The sequence below is a fragment of the Streptomyces sp. NRRL F-5755 genome (assembly GCF_001279365.1).
GTDB lineage: Bacteria > Actinomycetota > Actinomycetes > Streptomycetales > Streptomycetaceae > Streptomyces > Streptomyces rimosus.
Genome location: NZ_LGCW01000236.1, coordinates 1 through 247, shown reverse-complemented (window position 1 = coordinate 247; position 247 = coordinate 1). Strand labels below are relative to the sequence as shown.

Here is a 247-nt window from a genome sequence, read left to right as displayed (position 1 = left end):
GATTCGATGTTTGGCGCTTCAAAGCGGGTACCGGAATATCAACCGGTTGTCCATCGACTACGCCTGTCGGCCTCGCCTTAGGTCCCGACTTACCCTGGGCAGATCAGCTTGACCCAGGAACCCTTAGTCAATCGGCGCACACGTTTCCCACGTGTGTATCGCTACTCATGCCTGCATTCTCACTCGTGAACCGTCCACAACTACCTTCCGGCGCTGCTTCACCCGGCACACGACGCTCCCCTACCCA

At 57.9% G+C, this 247-nt stretch carries 1 rRNA gene; it reads right to left on the bottom strand.

The features are described 5' to 3' along the window. Window positions 1-247 (bottom strand): 23S ribosomal RNA (locus tag ADK86_RS19230); the annotation flags it as partial.